This window comes from Stieleria magnilauensis (genome assembly GCA_007753675.1).
GTDB classification, from domain to species: domain Bacteria; phylum Planctomycetota; class Planctomycetia; order Pirellulales; family Pirellulaceae; genus Stieleria; species Stieleria magnilauensis.
In genome coordinates, this window is sequence record CP036432.1 from 307,969 (window position 1) to 328,397 (window position 20,429).

The 20,429-nt window shown below is 55.3% G+C and carries 11 protein-coding genes; 6 read left to right on the plus strand and 5 right to left on the minus strand.

The genetic code is table 11. The features are described from left to right. The first annotated feature begins 742 nt into the window (after positions 1 to 742). Positions 743 to 1,441 carry a hypothetical protein gene (locus TBK1r_RS01165; RefSeq protein ID WP_419580840.1) on the plus strand — a complete coding sequence of 233 codons (699 nt, stop codon included), beginning with the start codon at positions 743 to 745 and terminating at the stop codon, positions 1,439 to 1,441. Positions 1,442 to 1,738: 297 nt separating this feature from the next. Further along, positions 1,739 to 2,809, plus strand: coding sequence for an NHL repeat-containing protein (locus TBK1r_RS01170; protein ID WP_145207147.1), 1,071 nt, complete (start codon positions 1,739 to 1,741; stop codon positions 2,807 to 2,809). Positions 2,810 to 2,854: 45 nt separating this feature from the next. On the opposite strand, the gene TBK1r_RS01175 is transcribed toward TBK1r_RS01170, so the two are convergent. Beyond that, positions 2,855 to 3,676 carry a CBS domain-containing protein gene (locus TBK1r_RS01175; protein WP_145207148.1) on the minus strand — a complete coding sequence of 274 codons (822 nt, stop codon included), beginning with the start codon at positions 3,674 to 3,676 and terminating at the stop codon, positions 2,855 to 2,857. A 136-nt stretch (positions 3,677 to 3,812) separates the two neighbouring features. Beyond that, on the minus strand, positions 3,813 to 4,829 hold the full coding sequence (locus TBK1r_RS01180; RefSeq protein WP_145207149.1) for a site-2 protease family protein: 1,017 nt from the start codon (positions 4,827 to 4,829) through the stop codon (positions 3,813 to 3,815). A gap of 183 nt (positions 4,830 to 5,012) precedes the next feature. Between TBK1r_RS01180 and TBK1r_RS01185 the strand changes: the two genes are divergently transcribed. Beyond that, on the plus strand, positions 5,013 to 5,390 hold the full coding sequence (locus tag TBK1r_RS01185) for a universal stress protein (protein WP_145207150.1): 378 nt from the start codon (positions 5,013 to 5,015) through the stop codon (positions 5,388 to 5,390). 208 nt (positions 5,391 to 5,598) lie between these two features. Then, complete coding sequence (locus TBK1r_RS01190) at positions 5,599 to 6,939, plus strand: phospholipase D-like domain-containing protein (RefSeq protein WP_419580841.1); 1,341 nt, start codon at positions 5,599 to 5,601, stop codon at positions 6,937 to 6,939. A 4-nt stretch (positions 6,940 to 6,943) separates the two neighbouring features. Here the strand turns inward: TBK1r_RS01190 and TBK1r_RS01195 are convergent, their stop codons facing one another. After that, the gene (locus TBK1r_RS01195; protein WP_419580842.1) at positions 6,944 to 7,414 is read right to left on the minus strand and encodes a protein-tyrosine phosphatase family protein; all 471 of its coding nucleotides are present in this window, start codon (positions 7,412 to 7,414) and stop codon (positions 6,944 to 6,946) included. A gap of 706 nt (positions 7,415 to 8,120) precedes the next feature. Here TBK1r_RS01195 and TBK1r_RS01200 point away from each other — a divergent pair. Continuing rightward, positions 8,121 to 10,715: a sodium:solute symporter family protein gene (locus TBK1r_RS01200; RefSeq protein WP_419580843.1), complete on the plus strand. Its 2,595-nt coding sequence runs from the start codon at positions 8,121 to 8,123 to the stop codon at positions 10,713 to 10,715. A gap of 458 nt (positions 10,716 to 11,173) precedes the next feature. Here TBK1r_RS01200 and TBK1r_RS01205 read toward each other — a convergent pair whose 3' ends face one another. After that, positions 11,174 to 12,106 carry a beta/alpha barrel domain-containing protein gene (locus tag TBK1r_RS01205; RefSeq protein WP_419580844.1) on the minus strand — a complete coding sequence of 311 codons (933 nt, stop codon included), beginning with the start codon at positions 12,104 to 12,106 and terminating at the stop codon, positions 11,174 to 11,176. A gap of 107 nt (positions 12,107 to 12,213) precedes the next feature. On the opposite strand from TBK1r_RS01205, the gene TBK1r_RS01210 reads away from it, so the two are divergent. After that, positions 12,214 to 18,483, plus strand: a complete 6,270-nt coding sequence (locus TBK1r_RS01210; protein ID WP_419580845.1) for a dockerin type I domain-containing protein — start codon at positions 12,214 to 12,216, stop codon at positions 18,481 to 18,483. A 155-nt stretch (positions 18,484 to 18,638) separates the two neighbouring features. On the opposite strand, the gene TBK1r_RS01215 is transcribed toward TBK1r_RS01210, so the two are convergent. Further along, positions 18,639 to 20,174, minus strand: a complete 1,536-nt coding sequence (locus TBK1r_RS01215; protein ID WP_145207156.1) for an IS1380 family transposase — start codon at positions 20,172 to 20,174, stop codon at positions 18,639 to 18,641. Positions 20,175 to 20,429 lie beyond the last annotated feature (255 nt).

Sequence of the window (20,429 nt, forward strand, 5' to 3'; positions counted from 1 at the left end):
GAGACCGTCCAGCATAGAAGGTCACCCTCCCGCTCGTCGCGGGAGGTTGACGTCATGGCACTATTTGTCCGGTTACTTTACCCCGTTCCATTCCCCACCGGGCTTCAAAACAAATCGACCTGCCCACCAAACAACACAAAGCAATTCAGGCCGACTGCTGAAAACGACGAGCCAACACACCCTCGATGATGGTTGCCGAACCAGTTCCCCCGATCCACTCCAGCCTTTAATTTTCCTACCTCCAAAATCTTCCTACCTCCTCTCGACGGATGCGAAAAAGCCAAATTGGCAGGATAGGCAACCTGTCGACCACGGCCTCTTGGCTCGGAACAGCGAATGGGGGAAAGGGGTTTGGAACGACTCTTGGTCAGTCCGAATGCATGAATGGACGAGCATTGCCCCAAGGTAGGCGACGGCCAGCGAAGCCAGACCGGCGATCCAAAAGTGTGGTCGGGGACGGGGCCGACGGCCGAGGAGTCGGCAGCACAGCGCAACCACGCGCGCATAGGCCATCCCAAACAGTGCACCACCGATCGAGAGCAGGATCGCAGACAGAAACGCAGGCTCTCCGCTGCGAAAAAGGAAGTCGGGGAAAAATGGCAGGCGGGTTAGTCAATGCAACGGCGAGGGTGACGATTCCCGAGAGGGGTGCGGATTGCGAATTCACTGGCCGCAGGTCGTGCGCAACGTAGACCTGGACTTGCCCTGGCCTAGAATAACCGATTCTACCACTGGAGTACTCATGAATCGAAAAGCTTGGACAACGTCCCGTGTGGGGACCCTCGTCGCGATTGTGTTGCTGGTCGTTGCCGCGGTCGCAGTCGCGGCCTGGTCACTGCGACCGGTCAGTCACCTCGCAATCGGCGCGCATCAGACCCGCTTCGTTGTCCCATGCGACTACGACAAATTTCGCCAGATCATGGTCAGAAAGAACGCGACGGCTGCGATCGTTGAGCGGTCGGGCATGGAATTGATTGACGTCCAAATTCGGGACGTGCAAGTGGACGCCAGTGCCGACGAACGACCGTTGCTCAACGCAATTCGCGGCAAATCAAAAATGAACCTCGATGCGATCAGACAGATCAGGGTGCGATTGGATGATCCGGCGATCGACGCAGACGAACTGGCGCTGCGACAAGAGGCCACGATTGAAGCCGATTCGATGAATGTGGTGACCAAGTCGATTGCGGCGGCGGGCAATCTGGAAAGTTACCAGACAACGCTTGAGGCGCGTCCGAGCGACGATGGCACCGAGGTCCAGGTCACCGTCGAAATGAAAGTCCGCGTTGACGTGCCAAAGCTGTTCACCAACCGGGCGGACATAAGAGTCCAGGAAGCCGCCGAAAACGCGATCAATGAACAGGCGCGTTCGATCGAGATGTTTATCGCCGAACATGCCGACAAACGCTTGATCCTTCCCGATCTGGGAGGCGGCAATTAGGGCGTTGTCGACGGTAGAGTATGGGAGAGCGGGAATCGCCAAGGTTGTAGGTCAGGCTGTGCCTGACAGGCGATTGGCATGCACAGCATGCCGTTCGCAGTCTGACTGGGTCCACCAACGAAAGTGATACCCACGGATGGCAGCGCGAACCCGCGGATGACAGGGTGCAAAATATCCGTGGGTTCGCGCTGCCATCGGTGGGCTCATTAAACAATTGGCATGCACTGCATGCCACTCGCCGCTGAGTTAGACTGGGTGCTTTCATTCCCTGAATCTTCCTCCCACATCGGACCGTTCATGCCCGCTCCACACACACGAAGAACGTTCCTCGCCGCCAGTGCCGCGGCGGTCGCCGCTCCCGCGATCATCACGTCCAAACGAACGGACGCTCAAGACGTCGTCGGCAGCGGTGAGTTCCAATTTCGATGCCAACACCACTGGCCGCAGTTGCCGGATAAATACCATTGGCAAATCACGCACAACGTGACGATGGACCCTGACAATCGTCTGTACGTGATCCACGAAGGCGACGCCCAGAAATCCGATCACCCCTCGATCTTTGTGTTCGATGAAGAGGGGCGATTCGTCAAAGCATTCGGACAGCAGTTTCAGGGCGGCGGCCACGGCCTGGACATCCGCGTCGAAGACGGCACACCCTTCTTGTACGTCAGCGGGTACCAGCATCTGAAAACGATCGCAAAGCTGACGCTCGATGGTGAAGTGGTTTGGCAGAAGTATGCGCCGATGAAATCGGATCGCTACGCCGATGGTGAAGCCAGCGATCCCAAAAAGGTCTGGGGCCGCGACCGATTCATGCCGACCAATTTTGCCTTCTTGCCCGACGGCGACTTCCTGTTGGCCGACGGATACGGCGCGTACTGCATCCACCACTACGATGCCGATGGAAATTGGAAAGGCCATTTCGGTGGCGCCGGCAAGGGCGAAGGCACCTTCAACCTTCCACACGGCATCTGGGTCGATGACCGCGACGGCATCGAATCACGCATCGTGGTGGCCGACCGAGCCAATCACACGTTGCAGTTGTTCGACATGGATCATCGCTACAAACAAACGATCGACGGTTTCGGGTTGCCTGCCAATGTGGACACCCACGGAGATCTGATGCTGGTCCCGGAACTGGTCGCCCGGGTTTCGCTGTTGGATTTGAATTACAAACCGGTGGCAACACTCGGTGACGACCGTGAGCGGATCCTGGCGGACAAAAAACGATCGGTTCGCGCCGATGAGTCACGTTGGCTGGACGGCAAGTTCATCCACCCGCACGATGCCTGTTTTGACTTGGATGGGAACATCCACGTCGCCGAATGGGTCGCCACCGGGCGCGTTACCAAGCTGACTCGCGTGTGATCGACTGTGTCTCTGCGCCGTGTCGATCTGATTTAGCGGTTGGATCTATTTCAGCAGGCTGAGAAGCACGTCCTTGGCCGTGACCATGCCGACCACGGTGTCGGTTTCGTTGCTGACCAGGACAAAGGAGCACTTGGTTCGTTGCAGGACCGGCAACAGGTCGCTGACCGGTCGTGATCGATGCATCACCGCCATGGGGTTGGCGAGCATGCTCAGATCGAACGCATCCGATTCGGCTGACAGGATCTGTTCGATGCCGACCCATCCGATCAAACCGTTACCGGAATCTTCCGCGACGGGATAGCAGGAATGCGGCGATTGACGGATGCGGTCCAAGGTCTCGACCATCGAATTGGAAGCCTTGAGTTCGATCATCGCTTTGCGGGGCCGCATCACGGAACCGATCGTGACGTCCTGGAACGGCGACTCATCGACAGGCTGGAATTCGACGCCTGCGCGGTTGCCGGCCTGTCCGGACGCAGGCTTCGCGGATGCTGCACGCCCCGCCGCGTCGTCTTCGGGTGGGTCGAGTTCGATGTTGCAGTTGAAGCAGACCGAGATGCTGCTCGGATAAACCGCGCCGCAATTGCTGCAGTGCCGCGTTCTGCCGTCGTCTTCGGGCACGACGGGTTTACCGAAACTGTCGATGATCCGCATCACGCCGGTATCGCTGAGCGATCGTGCCTCGACCGGCGGTGGGCCGCTGACCTGTGTGACAACGGCGGCGGTTGATTCGGGGCGGTCAAACCGAAACGTCGCTTGGCAATGCGGGCAGCGGACTTCGCGGTGCAGCCATCCCAGGTCGCCGCGGACCCGATGTCCGTTGGGGCATTCGGTCGTCACGTATTCGTTGGACTCGGCGGTCACGACTGGTTCTCATCGGCTGGGAAGACGTCTCGTTTTCGACACCGCATCGACGACGGGTTGCCCGATTCTGCAGCGTCAATGATCGCAGATGCGGCCGCGTCACGCCAGTTCGCTGCCGTGGTGAAGCCCTCGAAGACTACATCGAGGGTGATCGAAGGTTCCGAAACGGCACGAAACGACCGGACAACAGTCGTTCCAACGTGAATGATCCCATGCCCGCCGCGACGGCCTTGAGCAAGTCGCACTTGCGGACGGCGGCAACCACGACTCCGTGGCTGGACACCAAGAACTCGTCAACCGATTGGCTGGACAGCCAGCCCAATACGTTGCGGGCATCCCATTGTGCGTTGACCACCGGCAATGATTGTTCGGCGGCTGACCGCTGCAGGCTCGCCGGCTCGATCGACACCTGCTCTCGCGGAAACGGTTGCTCGGCCGTCGAGTCGATCGGTTGCCAGCCGCGTTGTTCCCATTCCGCCTCACGCTCCACCATCATGGCTTCGCCGCGACCGGCCAAGAACACGAACGCGGCCAGGATGACCAACATCACGTTCGCCGACATCAGCCCAAACAGTGCGAACAGGATAGCCACCACTTGGCCCACGCCGGCGGCCAAGCGTGTGGCGTTGCGATAGGGCATGCCCATGGCCAACAGCGCTCGCAAGACGCGGCCGCCGTCCATCGGGAACGCCGGCAGCATGTTGAAGACCACTAGCGCCACGTTGACCCACGCCAGCTGACCGAGAAACGCCAACACACCGTCGGCGACGATCGAGGTCGCGGCCAACAGGGGCAGCAACGCGAACAACGCCGTCGCAATCACCACGTTCACGGCCGGCCCGGCAACCGCAATCGCCAGCTCCTGCCACGGGCTGCGCGGGATCCGCTGCAAACTGGCGACACCCCCAATCGGAAGCAGCGTGATATCACGGGTAGGAATCCCGAACCGACGGGCGGTCAGGGAGTGGCCCAGTTCATGCAACACCACGCAGCCGAAGATCGCGAAAACCAGCAACACTGCCACGGTGGCAGCAACCGCGCCGTATCCGGCCGCCATGCTTGAGTAGTAAATCCAAATCGGAAGCAGCAAAAACGTCCAGTGAATCCGCACGTCGATGCCAGCAAGCCGTCCCAAATGCCAAGAACCGTTCATTCCTATCGCTCCAAAAACTAATGACACGCACTTACACTGCATTTCCCGTGCCATTTCACGCCGACGGACTTTGCCGGTCCGGCGCAGCGGTGCCACAGAACTCGGTATGATTGATGTAAGCCCAATGGATGATGGGCGATTCGGGATGGAGTCCGCCGGAACCCTCAAGAGTGAAGGATTGAAATGAAGATCTTAGTGCCGACCGCTGGCGAAGAAGCGGCCGTCGAAATCGCTGACTACGTGATTCTGGTCGCACGGCAACTCGACGCCGAACTGACCGTCCTGCACATTCTCAAAGACGACGAATCGAAGGCCAACGGAAGGGATTGTTGCGCGGTGTTTCTCGAAGCGGCTCATGACACCGGTGTGTCGGTCACGTCCAAAGTGGCGACCGGAAACGTGGTCGACACCATCATCGCGGCGGCCAAAGAGATCAACGCGGATCTGATCTTGATGGGCGCCAGCAGCGGCGCGGTCGTCGAAAACTGGCTCAGTGCCAACGTGATGGATGAATGCGAGATCCCCGTCCTGGTGGTCCCCCACTGCTACCGCCAGTTTTAAGCGGCCGGCAAGGCACGGTTGATCTGCCCAACTGTCGCATCAGGCTTGATGTCCGCAGAGCGAATGACCGTTGCAAACCGACACTCTTGTTCCCAGTTCAGCTCTTGCGTGACGATGCCGATCAATCAGTAACGGTTCGCTTCGTTCGGCAGGACTTATGGACAAATCGATTCTTCCCTTTCATCGTCGAGACGCTGCAGGGTATCCAATGCGTCTCCATGCGATGATGGTGCTGATGGTTGTCGGTTTTCCGGTGGTCAGCTTCGCGGGCGGCAGCAGCCTGCGCGTCCTGGAGGGCAGTCAGGAGTCGCTTCAAGCCCGTGTCGATCTGATTCAGCAGGCCCGCCATACGATCGATTTGTCCTACTACGCCATCGACACCGACGAAGTCCCCGTGGCCATCTTGGAGTTGCTGCGGCAGGCCACGCTTCGGGGCGTACGCGTTCGAATTCTGGTCGACGGATTGAAGTCTCGATTGCCGTCGAAATGTGAGCAGTATTTAAGCACTTATGGGATCAAGGTTCGAGTCTATCACCCGCCACATCAAGGCAATCCGAGTTGGCTGAATCGACGGCTGCACTCCAAGTTGATGGTGGTCGACACCTGTCATGCGGTGGTGGGAAGCAGCAACCTGGAAAACGGACATTTCCATTTCGAATGCCCACGCGAGTTTACCGATTGTGACGCGTTTGTCTCTGGCGACATCGCCCAACGGTCACAAACGTACTTCGATTGGTTGTGGGCAACGCCTGATGTCCAACCGGCACCGGAGCGAGATTCACTGGGTTTGGACATTCTCAGTTACCGACCTTTTGGAAAGAGCGATTGGAAAAATGCCTGGCGCGATGCCGACGGGCCCGCAGATTACCAACAACTGCTCAGTGACGCCTTGCGACGCGTTGTTTGTCGCTGCGGCGTGCACTTGGACTGGCAGCGTGACTGGGTTGCGGAATCGATGCAAGGGATCGAAATGGAGCTGTTGTTCGACCGTTCGTCCGACAAATCCGAACGTCACGTCAACCGCCAAATCGTTCGGATGATGGATCAAGCCAAGCGAACCCTGTTCATTGAATCGCCGTATCCAGCCTTCGATCGCTCCATCCGATCCGCCATCTCGCGGGCAAGAAAGCGTGGCGTTTGCGTGACCATCCTGACCAATTCGCTCGATTCAACCGACCAGCTGAACGTCTACGCGGCCTACCAGAATCACAAGCGGGGATTGTTGCGTGAAGGCGTTCGGCTGCGTGAGTATGTCGGACCGGAGACCTTGCATGCCAAGACGATGCTGGTCGACGACTGCTGCTGGATGTTGGGCAGTTACAACTTTGACGCTCGATCGAATCAGTTGAATTTGGAGCTTTGCATCATCTCCAACGATCCGGCCGGGGCGGAACAGTTGCGATCCAACGTGCGATCACGGCTCGCCAAATCGGCCTCGGTGCCTGCAGGAACTCTGTTGCTGTCGGTTGGACAAGACGCCGCGGCGACCAAACGCGCACGCTTGATGATGAAGCGAACCGTGATCGAACTCTATCGCGGACTGCTCTGACCCGCTATCGCAGACAGTTCCGTGCGCTGACGTGTTGCCAGAAATAGCGATCGAGACCTTCCAGGTTGGTGTTGAACTGCTGAGCCTTCCAGGTCGTGAAGGCGAGATGAGGCTCCCATCCGAAATGCTCGATCCGGTACAGAGCCACCAGCAATCCGACTCGATCCAGACCGAGATTGCAGTGGAAATAGACAGGACCGGCACAACCGTTCGTCAGCTGTGCCAGGATGGTCGGCACGTTTCCGGTTCGAATCGGAAAAAAGCCCATCGGGATGCGGCGGTACGCGATCCCGAGTTTGGCCGCCCGCCGCTGTTCTTTCCTGCTGGCGAACACCTTGAACGTCCGGGCGTCGATGATCCGTTGGACACCCAATCGACGCAGTTTCGCGAAATCGGCATCGCTTTGCGGAGCCGCACCGTAATAGATCTGGCCGTCCAAGTGGTGGATATCGAGCGTGTCACCCCGATGGTCCATGGCGCCACACGATTGTGAACATGTGAGGACCAGAGAGCTTGCGACGATCAGAAGAATCAACATGCGAGCACAACGATGGACGGAGCAGTGGCAAGGTTCACAAAACAGCATCCACCAATTATGACACGCAATCATCGTTCAGGCCCGAGAAATCAGGAGGGCCCCCGATCGGCTTGGCGAAACCACGAAACAACCGGAAACACCGCGACGCAAACCCTTTGAGGCTTTGGACGGCGATCTGCGACGTCAACTCCTAAAAAACTCGCCATCGGATCCGGCGAAGCGCAACGCCGCTTTCCAGATGCGTTTATCCTTCGTGTGCTCTGGCAGATTTGACGTTGAGCTCATGGGAATTGACAACAGCTTCGGCTCCGTCGGTGAACTGCCGAGGGCCTTGGAGGCTTCAATCCTTAGACTCAATCTGACCGAAGGAATCCAGCGATCTTACCGGGCTAACCATCGAAAAAAAATAACCACCGATGGCAGCGTGAACCCACGGATGACAGGGTGCCAAGAATCCGTGGGTTCGCGCTGCCATCCGTGGGCTCAGTGCCATCCGTGGGCTCAGTGATCACTTCATCGTTCCGCAATGCACAACCTGCCCACTTATCCGCTCGAATCATCCGCTCGAAGCCTACGACGAACACCGGCGAATCAATCAATGGAAGCTCGCAACAGCCTGTACGACAATCACGCAAAGAACCCAATGAAACGATTCCTCAAGATCCTGCTTTTCCTCGCAGCGGTCGCATCAGCACATCAGGCGATCGCCCAGGAGATGCTGTCGTGGACTGAATTGCCGCCGATGCCCGATGAACTGGGCTTTGCAGGACCGTTCGCCGGCGTTCACAACGACGCGATGATCGTGGCCGGTGGGGCGAATTTCCCCAAGCCGGTTTGGGACAACGACAAAGTATGGCACGATCGCATCTTTGTCATGACCAGAGATGGCGATGACTACGCATGGAAAGACGGCGGCAGGCTGCCCCGCGCGATCGCGTACGGAGCGTCCGTCTCGACTCCAGACGGCGTGGTTTGCATCGGCGGAAACGATTCCCAAGCAACCTTTGACGACGTATTTGTGCTGAGTTGGGACGCAACGTCCGAACGCGTGACGAGGACGGAGTATCCCTCGCTGCCCAAACCCTGTGCGTTTGCCGCCGCGACGATGATCGGCGAGGTGATCTATCTTGCCGGCGGTCAGAGCGGCCAGTCGCTGGAAACCGCGATGACGAATTTCTGGGCGCTGGACTTGTCGAAAAAGACGAGCGACGGCGAATTCGGTTGGCAGGAATTGCCCGGCTGGCCAGGACCGCCGCGTGCGTTGAATCTGACCGTCAGCCAACACAACGGCTACAACGATTGCGTGTATGTCATCAGCGGGCGCAACCAAGACGGACCGGCGGACGAACCGAGCAGCTACCAGTTTCTACGCGACGTGTGGGAATTCAATCCCAGCAGCGGCGCGTGGCGACAACGAAGCGACGCACCGAGATGCTGGATGGCCGGAACGAGCATCAAGTACGGGCAAAGTCATCTACTCGTCCTCGGCGGCGCCACCGAGGAACTGTTCTTTCAATCCGACGCGATGAAGGATGACCATCCAGGGTTTGGCAACGAAACGGCCGCCTATCACACCATCACCGACACCTGGGTCTCCGCGGGAAACAACCCCGTCACCCAGGTGACCACCACGGCCGTCCAGTGGGGCGAAGAGATCATCGTTCCGACCGGTGAAGTGCGACCACGAACACGCACGCCGAACGTCTATCGCGTTACGGTCCGTCGAACCGATCACAGTTTCGGACTGGTCAACTATGTCGTCTTGTTCAGCTATCTGGCGTCGATGGTCGGCGTCGGCGTTTATTTCGCGCGAAAGAACAAGAATACCGACGACTTCTTTCGCGGGGGCAGCCACATTCCGTGGTGGGCTGCCGGGTGCAGCATCTTCGCGACGATGCTGAGTTCGTTGACGTTCACCGGTATCCCGTCCAAGGCGTATGCCCAGGACTGGGTGTATTCGATCGGCAATTTCATGATCCCGGTCGTCGCCATTGTGGCCGTGTTCGTTGCGATGCCGTTCTTTCGTCGCATCGATGCCACCAGTGCGTACGAGTACCTGGAAAAGCGATTCAGCCGACCGGTCAGGCTGTTTGGGAGCGCCAGCTTCACGTTGTTCCATCTCTTTCGCATGGCCGTCGTGATGTCATTGACCGGATTGGCGATGGCCGTCGCGACGCCGTTGACGCCGACACAATCGGTGCTACTGATGGGAGTGCTGAGCATTCTCTATTGCACAATGGGGGGCGTCGAAGCGGTGATCTGGACAGACACCATTCAGACGCTGGTGCTATTCGGCGGAGCACTGCTCGCGATCGTCTTGTTGGTGATGGGCACCGACGGCGGACTGGGCGGATTTTTGACCGCAGCAGACAAGGCCGACAAGTTTCAGATCGCGAACTTGCACCTGAGTCCGACGAGTGCGCAAATCGCGCTATGGGTCATCGTCGTCGGAGCGATTGGCCAGAACCTGTCGTCCTACACCGCCGACCAGGCTGTCGTTCAGCGTTACATGACCACTGCCGATCAAAAGCTCGCGGCGCGTTCGATCTGGACCAATGCCGTGCTGACGATTCCCTCGACGCTGTTGTTTTTCGGGATCGGCACCGCGCTGTTCGCGTTTTATCAATCGAACCCCGGCCGACTGGATCCGACGATTTCGACCGACCAGGTGTTCCCGTACTTCATTGCTCATGAGATGCCGGTCGGTTTGGCTGGGCTGGTGGTCGCCGGAGTTTTTGCGGCGGCACAGTCGACCGTTTCGACCAGCATGAATTCCACCGCGACTGCTTTGGTGACGGACTTCCTGCGGCCATTTAATGTTTGCCATTGCGACAGCGGCTACCTCACTGCGGCGCGCGGCCTGACGTTTGTGACGGGCGTGATCGGAACCTTGCTGGGCCTGGTGTTCGTCAATCCCGAAATCAAATCGCTGTTCGATACGTTTCTCGTCGTGATCGGATTGTTCATGGGCGTGCTCGGGGGGCTGTTCGTCCTGGGCGGTACGACAACCCGAGCCAGTTCCAGTGGGGCGATGACCGGCGCGTTGGTCGGTGCAGCGGTGATGTTTAGCCTCTGGAAATTCACCGCGATCAACGGCTACCTGTACACGACATGCGGCATCACGACGTGCTTCATCGTCGGCTACCTCGCGAGTCTCGCCTCACCCAAGTCGGATCGAGACCTGAGCGGTCTAACGATTCATACCTTGCGGGCCACCGAAATGCGGACCACCGAGTAGAAGACCAACACCCAGAACACGGACGGTCAGCGCTGAAGAGCTCCTGCCGAAGAAGAGATCAGGGCAACCGAAGCCATTACGTTCGGTCGCCACTGAATTCGGATGCGATTGAATTCGCGTTGATCAGCGAATTTGCATTGCTCATTGAAATTCGCATTGCTCAGCGAATATTTTTATCGAAAGTGGAGGTAGACGGACTTGAACCGACGACCTACGCGCTGCCAGCTCAGCAATTCTGAACAGAAAACTTCGTTTTTACGGAGTTTTAGGGAGATTTGCGTTCCATGAAATCCACTATTTCGCACCGTTCCGAGGGGGAAACGTGCACGTTTCGTGCATAGTGTTCTGCGGTAGACAGTTGGTTGTTCAAACAAGGCCATTGCCTGCACGTAAACGAAGCGACTCAGATTAGGGGAATCGTTGTGTATCAGCCTAATGTCCACCCGTTGTTAAAATTCCTACTCTGGCTGATACATCTCCATGTCGTCGCCAACGCCGGGGATTTGACTGCCAAGCTCCTTGAGAACAATCACGCCGCAGAGTGATAGCACCCGAGAAGCCAATTTGTAGTGACCTTCACCGCGTTCGGTTGTCGAACCGTGAACCAAAGTGCTGCGCAGGGTGTACAGTTCATCCCAAAGCTTCTTCAAATCGGTGAGTCCAAGACGGTCAAGCAAACGGAATACGCCTTGTCGTAGAGAGAGCCGAAAAACCCCTTTCTGAATTGCGTCTGATACCTCGACGCGCTCTTCTTCAGTGCCAATGTCAATTGTTTTTACTTGCATGGCCGCTTCAGCGATGATTTGCTTTTGCGACTCAGTCCACTTTTCGTTTTGCCCCAATGCCTCAACCGCAGAGCAGGCCAAAACGATTTGGGCAATCGGGTCTCGATTCATCAATGCTAGGTTGAACAGGTAGGTCAATTTTGAGGTGCCATCGTTCAAATTTCCGACTGCCTTAAATGTCGACGAAAGTCTTGCGAAAAAAGCCGTTGGATTACTTGTGGTGGATACCGACGACGCCGAGCTGGACATGATTCGAACCGCTTCGTCGTCCTTGAACACATCGAGACCGTGAATGTCTCCCCGCAATTCCATCCCGTGTTGTCGGGCGATATCGACTACAGATTCACCTACAAAGGTTGAGAAACTGTCTGCACCGGTATTGATTCCCAATCGACTTGAAATCGAGGCAACTTCACACGCGAGTTTCAGACGTTCTCCAAAAGCCTTCGCCTCCGCTGCAGTTTGGAATCCACGCGCATTCAAGACGAGCCAGGTAGTTTCAAAACTTGAATCTGTGACATCCGGTGATTTGATCGTTACTTCACGCCCCTCGATCAAAAGACGCCGATGATTTTCGTCCATTTTCAGACGCTGGCGTACACGCATCCTAAGTCGCATTCGATAAGTTTTTCGACTTTCCGCCATAATGCTGCTATTCCTCTGGAGTAGGCGCCGCAAAAACATGAACGCAGATGCACTTGCAAACTTCGTTGATGAATCTCGAATTTTGGAATGGAAAGGGCGATTTTGGCAAGACGACCCGCGATCCGATCAGCTACCGAACGCTCTCGGTTGGCAATCACGTTGTCGATCGGCGCAAATTCGATTGCGAGCACTTTTTCAGTGAATCAAAGAGCCCCCCGGAGTTCGCAGGTGGCGAACCGTCCACCCCCCCGGTAATCTTAGGCGTCCTCAAGATTTCGAGTCCCCGCTTTCCGACACCAATGATGCCACGCAAGCGACGATCCTCCAAGCGTTCTCGCCGCCCAATTCTTGAGTCCTTGGAGGATCGTCGCCTACTCAATGTCGATTGGAGAAATCCAGCCGACAATCTCGATGTGAACGCGGATCTGCGAATCACGCCGATCGATGCACTCCAAGTGATCAACGAAATTGCTCGCCGCGAAGGCGCAACCGATCTGGCCGAGCCCTATTCCCAGGGCAAGCCTTACATTGACGTCAATGGAAGCGACACTGTTTCACCCATTGATGCACTGCAGGTCATCAATGGAATAGCTCTGATGGACGCAGCGAGCAGTTCCGGCGAGCGCATTGCAATTGAAGCGGCTACCTCGTTTTCTAAAGAAGTATCGACGCTTGTAACCCTAGGAAGCGAATTAGGAACTCGCATTCTGCGAATTCAACTCGATGCACAGTTTCCCGCTGCTTCATCGCAGGATCTTACATCGGATGTCATCGCGATCTATTTGGTCGATCCAGACGACTCGTCTGTCTCCTTGCTGGGAAATTCGGCGCGGCGCGACCCAGTATTCGCGATAACACCTCGTGGAGCTCGGCCCGTTCCTGGATTGTCAAAATGGGACGGAAGCACCGTTGAAATAGATCTCACGTCAGCACGTGGCGGAGATACGGGCCGACTGATCATCCAGACAATCAATCGTGATCAAACGCCTGCGACATCGGCCCAGTTCAACATGCTTTCGAACACGATTTCCGATGTTGATCCCTACGAAGCATTCAGCCAACCAACGCCCAATCAGGGAGTCATGACAGACGCCATCGATCCGAATCAGTATCAGACGACCGGTAGCGTTGAAATCGTCGAACGTTTTGCGGGATACGATCCGACCGCAAAGATTCTGACCACGCAGTTTGCGCTGAACACATCGGACACAGCGGTGGGAAGACAGGTAGTTGTATCTTTTCCTGATTTGCCTGCTGGTGTAGAGCTCATTGAAAGCTCAGGTGACACTGACGGTATTCCCTACATCAGCTTGAAGAATGCAATCGGAAATGGAGGTCTAGGCGTCAACTCGACGTCACGCTACATCGAAGCAAGGTTCTCGAACGCCGCCGGCTCCGCTTTCTCGCTTGCTCCAAGTGTTCTGACTGGACCGAGCAACCAGCCTCCAACCATCCAGCCGGTCAATGTTGTTTCGACGACGCCGGGCGCGGTCGTACGGATACCGATCGACGTGTCTGATACAGATGAAGATCGGGTCTCACTTTCGGTGACCGATTTTTCTGCGATGCCTTCTGGCGAGTTGACCGGTCGCGAGTTGGTGCTTCGCCCCACCATCGACGATATCGGGACCCATACTTTCAGTATCATGGCGACGGACGGCGTTCTTTCGAGCTCTCAACAAATCACCGTCGAGGTACAGCCAGACACCATTGGGACAACGCGTGTGTCGGGAAAAGTTATCGACGTCGATACGACGCCGATCGCCGGATTGCAGGTCGAGTTGGCCGGGGTCTCGGTGCGTACCAATAGCGATGGCGAGTTTACCGTCGAATTCGGAAGCGGACCGCTTGTCTCCAATTCACTACGAATACGTGGTGACCTTTTTGGCGACCAAGCAACGTATCCGTTCATCGCAGAGAAAGTCCCATTCTTGTTGAGCCGGGAACCGATATCGGGGGTCAACAATCACATTGATAGACCCATCTACCTGCCCAAGCTCAACCCCGGAATGACCATCGATCCGTTGGTTTCAACGGAGGTCACGACTCCGTATATAGAAGATGTAAGCGTGATGATCAATCCTGGAACGCTTGTGACTCAGCAAGGCCTTCCATTCGCCGGAGAATTGAGCATCACAGAAGTGCCGCCGGCATTTACACCCGCTGCGCTTCCTGAAAACATCAGTCCAGATCTGATTGTGACCATTCAGCCTGGTGACATGGTCTTCACGTCGCCGGCTCCCATCACGCTACCAAACCGTGCCGGATGGGCACCGGGAACGGTCATGGATCTGTGGTCCGTCAGTCCTGTATCCGGTGAATTTGAAATTGTCGGTGAGAGTGTCGTCAGCAATGACGGCAGTGTGGTCGAGACCGTGAGCGGAGGGATTCGCTTCAGTAGTTGGTCGGGAGTGGCGCCGCGCCCGCCTCGATTTCCTTTACCTGATGATCCGGACGGAGATCAAAAAGGGCCGGACAACGACCGAAGCTCAAACTCCAAATGCAACGGCTGCGCTGAAACCCAATCTGTCAATTCAAGCGTCGAAATGTTCACGGGGGCCTTGCTGGAACGACATGACTTGGTTTCGTATCAATCGCAAGGGGTGAATCGGAATCTAACCTTCGTCTACGACTCGTTGCGTGCCGATCCAAAGCCGATCATTCATGGCGGTTTGATCGATACGGCGCCAAACACAGAGATTGCGTCACGTGTCGAAGTTCACATCGGTAACTTCACTTATCAGGTCCCTGGTTTCGAACAGAACGAAGAGCAAAGTTTGACTCAAAACTTCTCGGACCTAGAGGGCGGCGAACACTTTTTCGTTTCTGGCGACGAGCAAGCCGATGCGGATTTCGCTTTTCAAGCGGACCTGACAGCGTTTCCGACCGGTGCGTACGAATATTCAATCCACACCGGGCGGACGCAGCGGTGGTCGCAGGCCGTGTGTCGAACGGGAATCGAAATTGACAGTGGTGAACGCGTCTGTCGCACGCCACTTGAATTTGTGGATCGAGTTTCGTTTTCGACCGACACGACGAACGGAGATCTGATTGTTGTCAACTCTCGTCAATCACCTTATGGCAATGGTTGGGGAATTGCGGGATTGCTTCAGCTTGTTGAAAACGCTGACGGCACGGTGCTGATGATCGATGGTGATGGAAGCGAACAGTTGTTCCAGCCACCAACTTCGGGCTCCGACCTATACGGCAGTCCAGGCGGACAATTCGGCGAATTGAAGAAACGACCAGACGAAACGTTTGTGCTGACAACCCCAGGAAAGACTGAAATCAGATTTGACAATAGCAACCGCCTCGAAGAACGAATTGATCGCAACGGGAACTCGACGACGTTCGCCTATAACGTTGATGGCTCCCTCAGTTCGATCACGGATCCAGTCGGCTTGACTACAAATCTGAACTATGTCGATGGAAGGCTAACGTCGGTCGATGATCCGGCGGGTCGTCGAACCCTGTTCAGTGTTGCAAACAGTGGGGACCTCACATCAATCGAAGATCCTGATGGTGGTATCCGGACTTGGACTTACGATAGCGCCTCACGGATGAAGAGCGAAATCGATCAACTCGGGCGGATGGAGTCGGTGGAATACGACAAAACAGGACGGGTGATTGGTGCTACGCGGAAAGATGGAACACAGATCTTCGTATCGCCAATCGACACGCAAGGAATCTCTTTCGGAAAGGACTCAACTGATCCTGCAAATCCTGCAAGCGTTCGCGACCTTGGTCTACCGGTTGCAATGATCGTCGACGCCAACGGCATAGCAACGACTTTCGAACTCGATCGAGCGGGCCAGGACGAATCAGTGGCAGATCCGGAAGGGATTCACGGACAGCTTTTGAGAAATGACCTTAATCAGATTGTGCAGTTCAATGATGGCAGAGGGAACTCGCAATGGCGATCGTATGCTGAGTCTGGAAATGTCATAAGTGTTAGAGATGAAATCACACTAGAGTCGCGAAAAGTAGAGGGTGTTCTTGCGAACACTGGTGATAAAGCTATATACGAATTCGATCTCGATCGAAATCAAACAGTCTTTCTCGATCAGGTTGTTGGTGCGGAGGTTGGTCAAAGACCAAGTCTGCGATTTGTTATCACACGCAATGAAGGCGTTTATCACGACTACGGTTCTTTTTCAATAGAAGCAGGAATAGTCCGGCTTCCACGCGGATCTTATCGGTTAACAGTCGAGAAACTGCCGAGTGCGGGACCCACGCCGTTTCAAGCTTTTATTCATCTATTCGAAGATGCAGTCGAAGTTCAAGATGGTCAAACAATCGTGGAGGGAACAACCGCAAATGTTGCGAAAATTTACAAAATAAAGGGCAACCCAGGTGACACCGTCAGCATGGAAGGATCGATCCAAGGTCCATTCAACAATAGATTTTTTGGTTTTTCCGCATTCAATGAGTTTGGAATAGCGCTAGGGAACGGATTTTCCGATAGGCGTGACGACATTGAAGTGCCTGCATCCGGATACGTTTATGTCGTCGTACAACCGAGTTCTTTTGCAACCGATACATCGCTGAAATCATTTTCATTTCAGCTGTCGCGGCAAGTCGTAGAACCTATAACAGATAACACTGATGGAGTGGTAGAGATCGAGGTTGGCGAGTTGGTAAACGATGTTCTTCAGTCAAGGGAGGATGAAGCCATCTACAAGTTTGTTCTAGCGGAACCAACTCTTGTTTTCTTAAGAGAACGAACCCCGTTCTACCTTCCGAACGACCGAGGAATCGAATGGGAGCTTAGTGGTCACAATGGATTGATAATTAAGGGTCATGAGTTGCAGGAAGAACACGGCCCCCTCTCCTTTGACCGAACCCAAGTAAATGGAGTATGGCTTGAGAAAGGAGAGTACCAACTCAGGTTTTATCAGCCACATACCTTTAATCCTCCACCAAATAGATTCAGCTTTTCGCTCGTCAATGCGTCAATGGCGACGACGTTAGACTTTGAGGGGCAATCGTCAGTGCAGATGGCAGACGCACTGACGACGGGCACCAATCTCACTCAGATCGATCTAGAGAAAGATCGAGAATACTTAATTTCTGTTGACGCGAGTGAGTCAAGTGGAGCTGAACTGGTCGTCGATAATGTCCAAATATTTGACTTGGCTGGAGGCTTGGTTGCGGATTTCGGATACTCACCAAGGAAACAATGGATTGCCATGCCGTTTAAGCCGGACAACGATGGTTCGTATTTGATCTCTGTCAAAGCGACGCTATTCTCGCCGCCGATTGAGGGGAATGACGAGTACTTCGTTACCGTTGCGGCTGGCGAGTTTTCGGAAGATCCTCCCGATCCATCAGTCAAAATTGGGCCTCAAGTCTTCACGGCTGCATCACTTGAAGGAGCGCTCTTTGAATACGATCAAGTGTTCAGCCAGCTCACTCGAAGCGTTGATGAATTGGGAAGGCAAACCCTGTTCCTTGTTGACCCCGCTACGGGCAATCAGACAGAGATGCGAGTGGTCGTTGGCGCGGTGGATGAAACCGAGGATGGCGACGATCTTATCACCCGCTACACCTACACCGGTTCGGGTTTGCTTGAGACGATGACGGACGCGTTGGGTCGCGTCATGCGATATGAGTACGATGCGAGAGATCGTCTGAGCAGAGTCGTCGCTGCTGAAGATACGGTAGACGAGGCAATTTCGCGATACGAGTATGACGACGCCGGGAATCAAACTGCCGTTATCGATCCGCGCGGGAACCGGACTGAGTATCAGTACGATGCGATGAATCGTGTTACCGTGATCACGGAAGCTGATCCGGATGGCGATGGGCCGTTGCTCTCTCCCGTCACTACATTCGATTACGACTTGGCCGGCAACTTGTTGTCGACGACCGATGCCACGGGCAGCAGTGTTACCTACGTTTATGACGAGCGTGATCAGGTTGTCTCCACGACCGATGATCTCGATCAACAAACGCGTTATTCGTACGACCCCGTCGGCAATCTTCGTGAAGTCATCGATCCGCTCGGGAACACGACGCTGAACAGCTATGACGGACGAAACCGATTGGAACGATCGGTTGATCCGGATGGCGGGGTGACGCTCTACGAGTACGACACCGACAACAATCTGGTTGCGTTGACGGACCCGGTCGGGAACCGAACGCAATTCGTCTACGACGCTCGCAATCGAATGACTGAGGAGATTGATCCGCTCGGCAATTCAACCTTCTATGTCTACGACGCCGTCGACAATCTGATCGAGGAAACGGACCGCAACGATCGGATCACCACGTTTGCCTATGATGAACTTGATCGGCTAGTCCTCAATCAAGCGAACGCTAGCGTGGATTTTGCGTGACGCTTTCGGATTTTTGAGGCGCAGCAGCACGCTTGGGAGCACTGCTCCTTATTGGAAATTCGCATGGTATCGTGCTCATAAATTCGCTTCTCTCGGGTTAGGCGTTAGCGGCGGTACCGAAGCATCCGGACTTCGGCTTCGTTGGTTTCGACGTGTCACGTTCGAAGCGGCATCGCAATATGGTCACTGAGTGTGAACAAGTTTTCGACGCCGAGACGGTATGTCAAAATCCGCAGCTTCAGTTGACGCGATGAGCGGATGACTTGGGCCGGAATCTGGATCAACGAAGTCAAGAACGTCGAGAACTCCATTTTGATCACACGATCACGAAGGCGTTTTCGCGTCTTTCTCTGCCCGGGATTCCCTTTGACGCGGACCATCATTCCACTCCAAAGCTTCAGCGTCCAGGCAAGAGAAGCAATCAACATGTACGCCCAGTTGCTTTCCAGCGAATCCAGCGGCGCGGTCAATGCGTGACTCGCCTTGAGCTGGCTAATCGTGTTTTCCTGATCACAGCGATTGTTGCCGTCTCCGATCAGTTCACGCGACTGTTTTTCTTCCTTTGGTTCGTTGCTGATGTAGAAGAAGTACTTTTCGGTGCTGAACAAGAATTGCTGCCCACTCGTGACGTCGATGTCTTTGCGAACGGCAACCATCCGGTAGGGACGCTTGCAATTGCCAGGCTGATACGGGAACTCGGCATAGCTTTCAGCACGCAGCTTCTTGTTCTCGTAGCCGTTTTCTACGACGATTTCCTCTTTGTAGTTGGGTCGTTTTGCACGCGGATTCTCAGAAGTCTTTTTCTGCCGCCGAAGCGGTTTCCATGCTGATTCGTCGAGGGAGTCGGCAATTGCGGTCAGTGTTTTGTTGGCGTCATAGCCAAACACGAAACGGACATCCTGCGCGTCCCATCGATCGAGATGTTGGGTTGACGAAAAGTCCGTGTCGCCACGCAACAGGATCTTTCGAAACCCAGCATTGCGACATAGTTCGATCGCCCTGTCAAAGTAGAACGATGAGCCTTCACCGCTCGGGCGATTGCCGCTGCGGTTGGCCAGGTACAGTAACTCGTTGGTTTCCGCGAGCGTAACGACCAGTGGATGGTAGCCCCATTGTCCTTTGTAGTTGATTCCGATGCCCTCTTTCTTTTCACCGCAAGTCTCGACCATCGTGCCATCGGCTTCAATGGTGGCCTGCTCGAAGAACGCATCGGATTGTTGTTTCCAAACCTTCTTGCGTGCCACGTTGATTCCCTGCATCAATAGCAGTAGCTTGAAGCCATCAAAACGACGGCAAAAGTCACCAGCAGTTGTCGGATCGGGAATCCGTTCAGCGCCCAGTGCGTCCAGATACGCCTCGTCGGTGCGGCGATGCTCCAAATGTTCGAGGCAGGTCCCACCGGCCAATAGATTCAGGGCAATGTTGAGCACGTGATCGGCTTCGTCGTACGGCGCGTGAAGCTTGAACACCGGTGCGGACTGGTTGATGTGCTTTCGCAATCCGAGTTGCTCGACAAGCTGCATGACCATGCCGATACCGCCACAGGAAACCGCCTCAACTTTCTCGGCCAGTTCGTACTTTGCCCGCAAGGGGCGAATCATGGGCGTATGTGTCTTACCCTTCTTCTTGTCGATACGTTGTAGAAGAACTCGCTTGCGGCGCAGCAACCGACGGCGTAAGTTGTCGTTCACTCGAAATCCTCCGTTGAGTGAGTGCGTTGAAGTTGTCGTTATCTCCAATACACCCGCAAAACGCCGAGGGTTTCGAGTTTTTTCAATTTTTCACCATCAAGCGTTCGCTTGATTGAGGGCTAGTGGAAGAAACCTGGATCGATCCGGATGGAACCACGGTCGTCAACACCATCAACTACGAATACGACAAGATCGGGAACCTGCTGGAAGTCTTTGACCAGTACAGCCACCTGACCTACACGTATGATTCGCTCA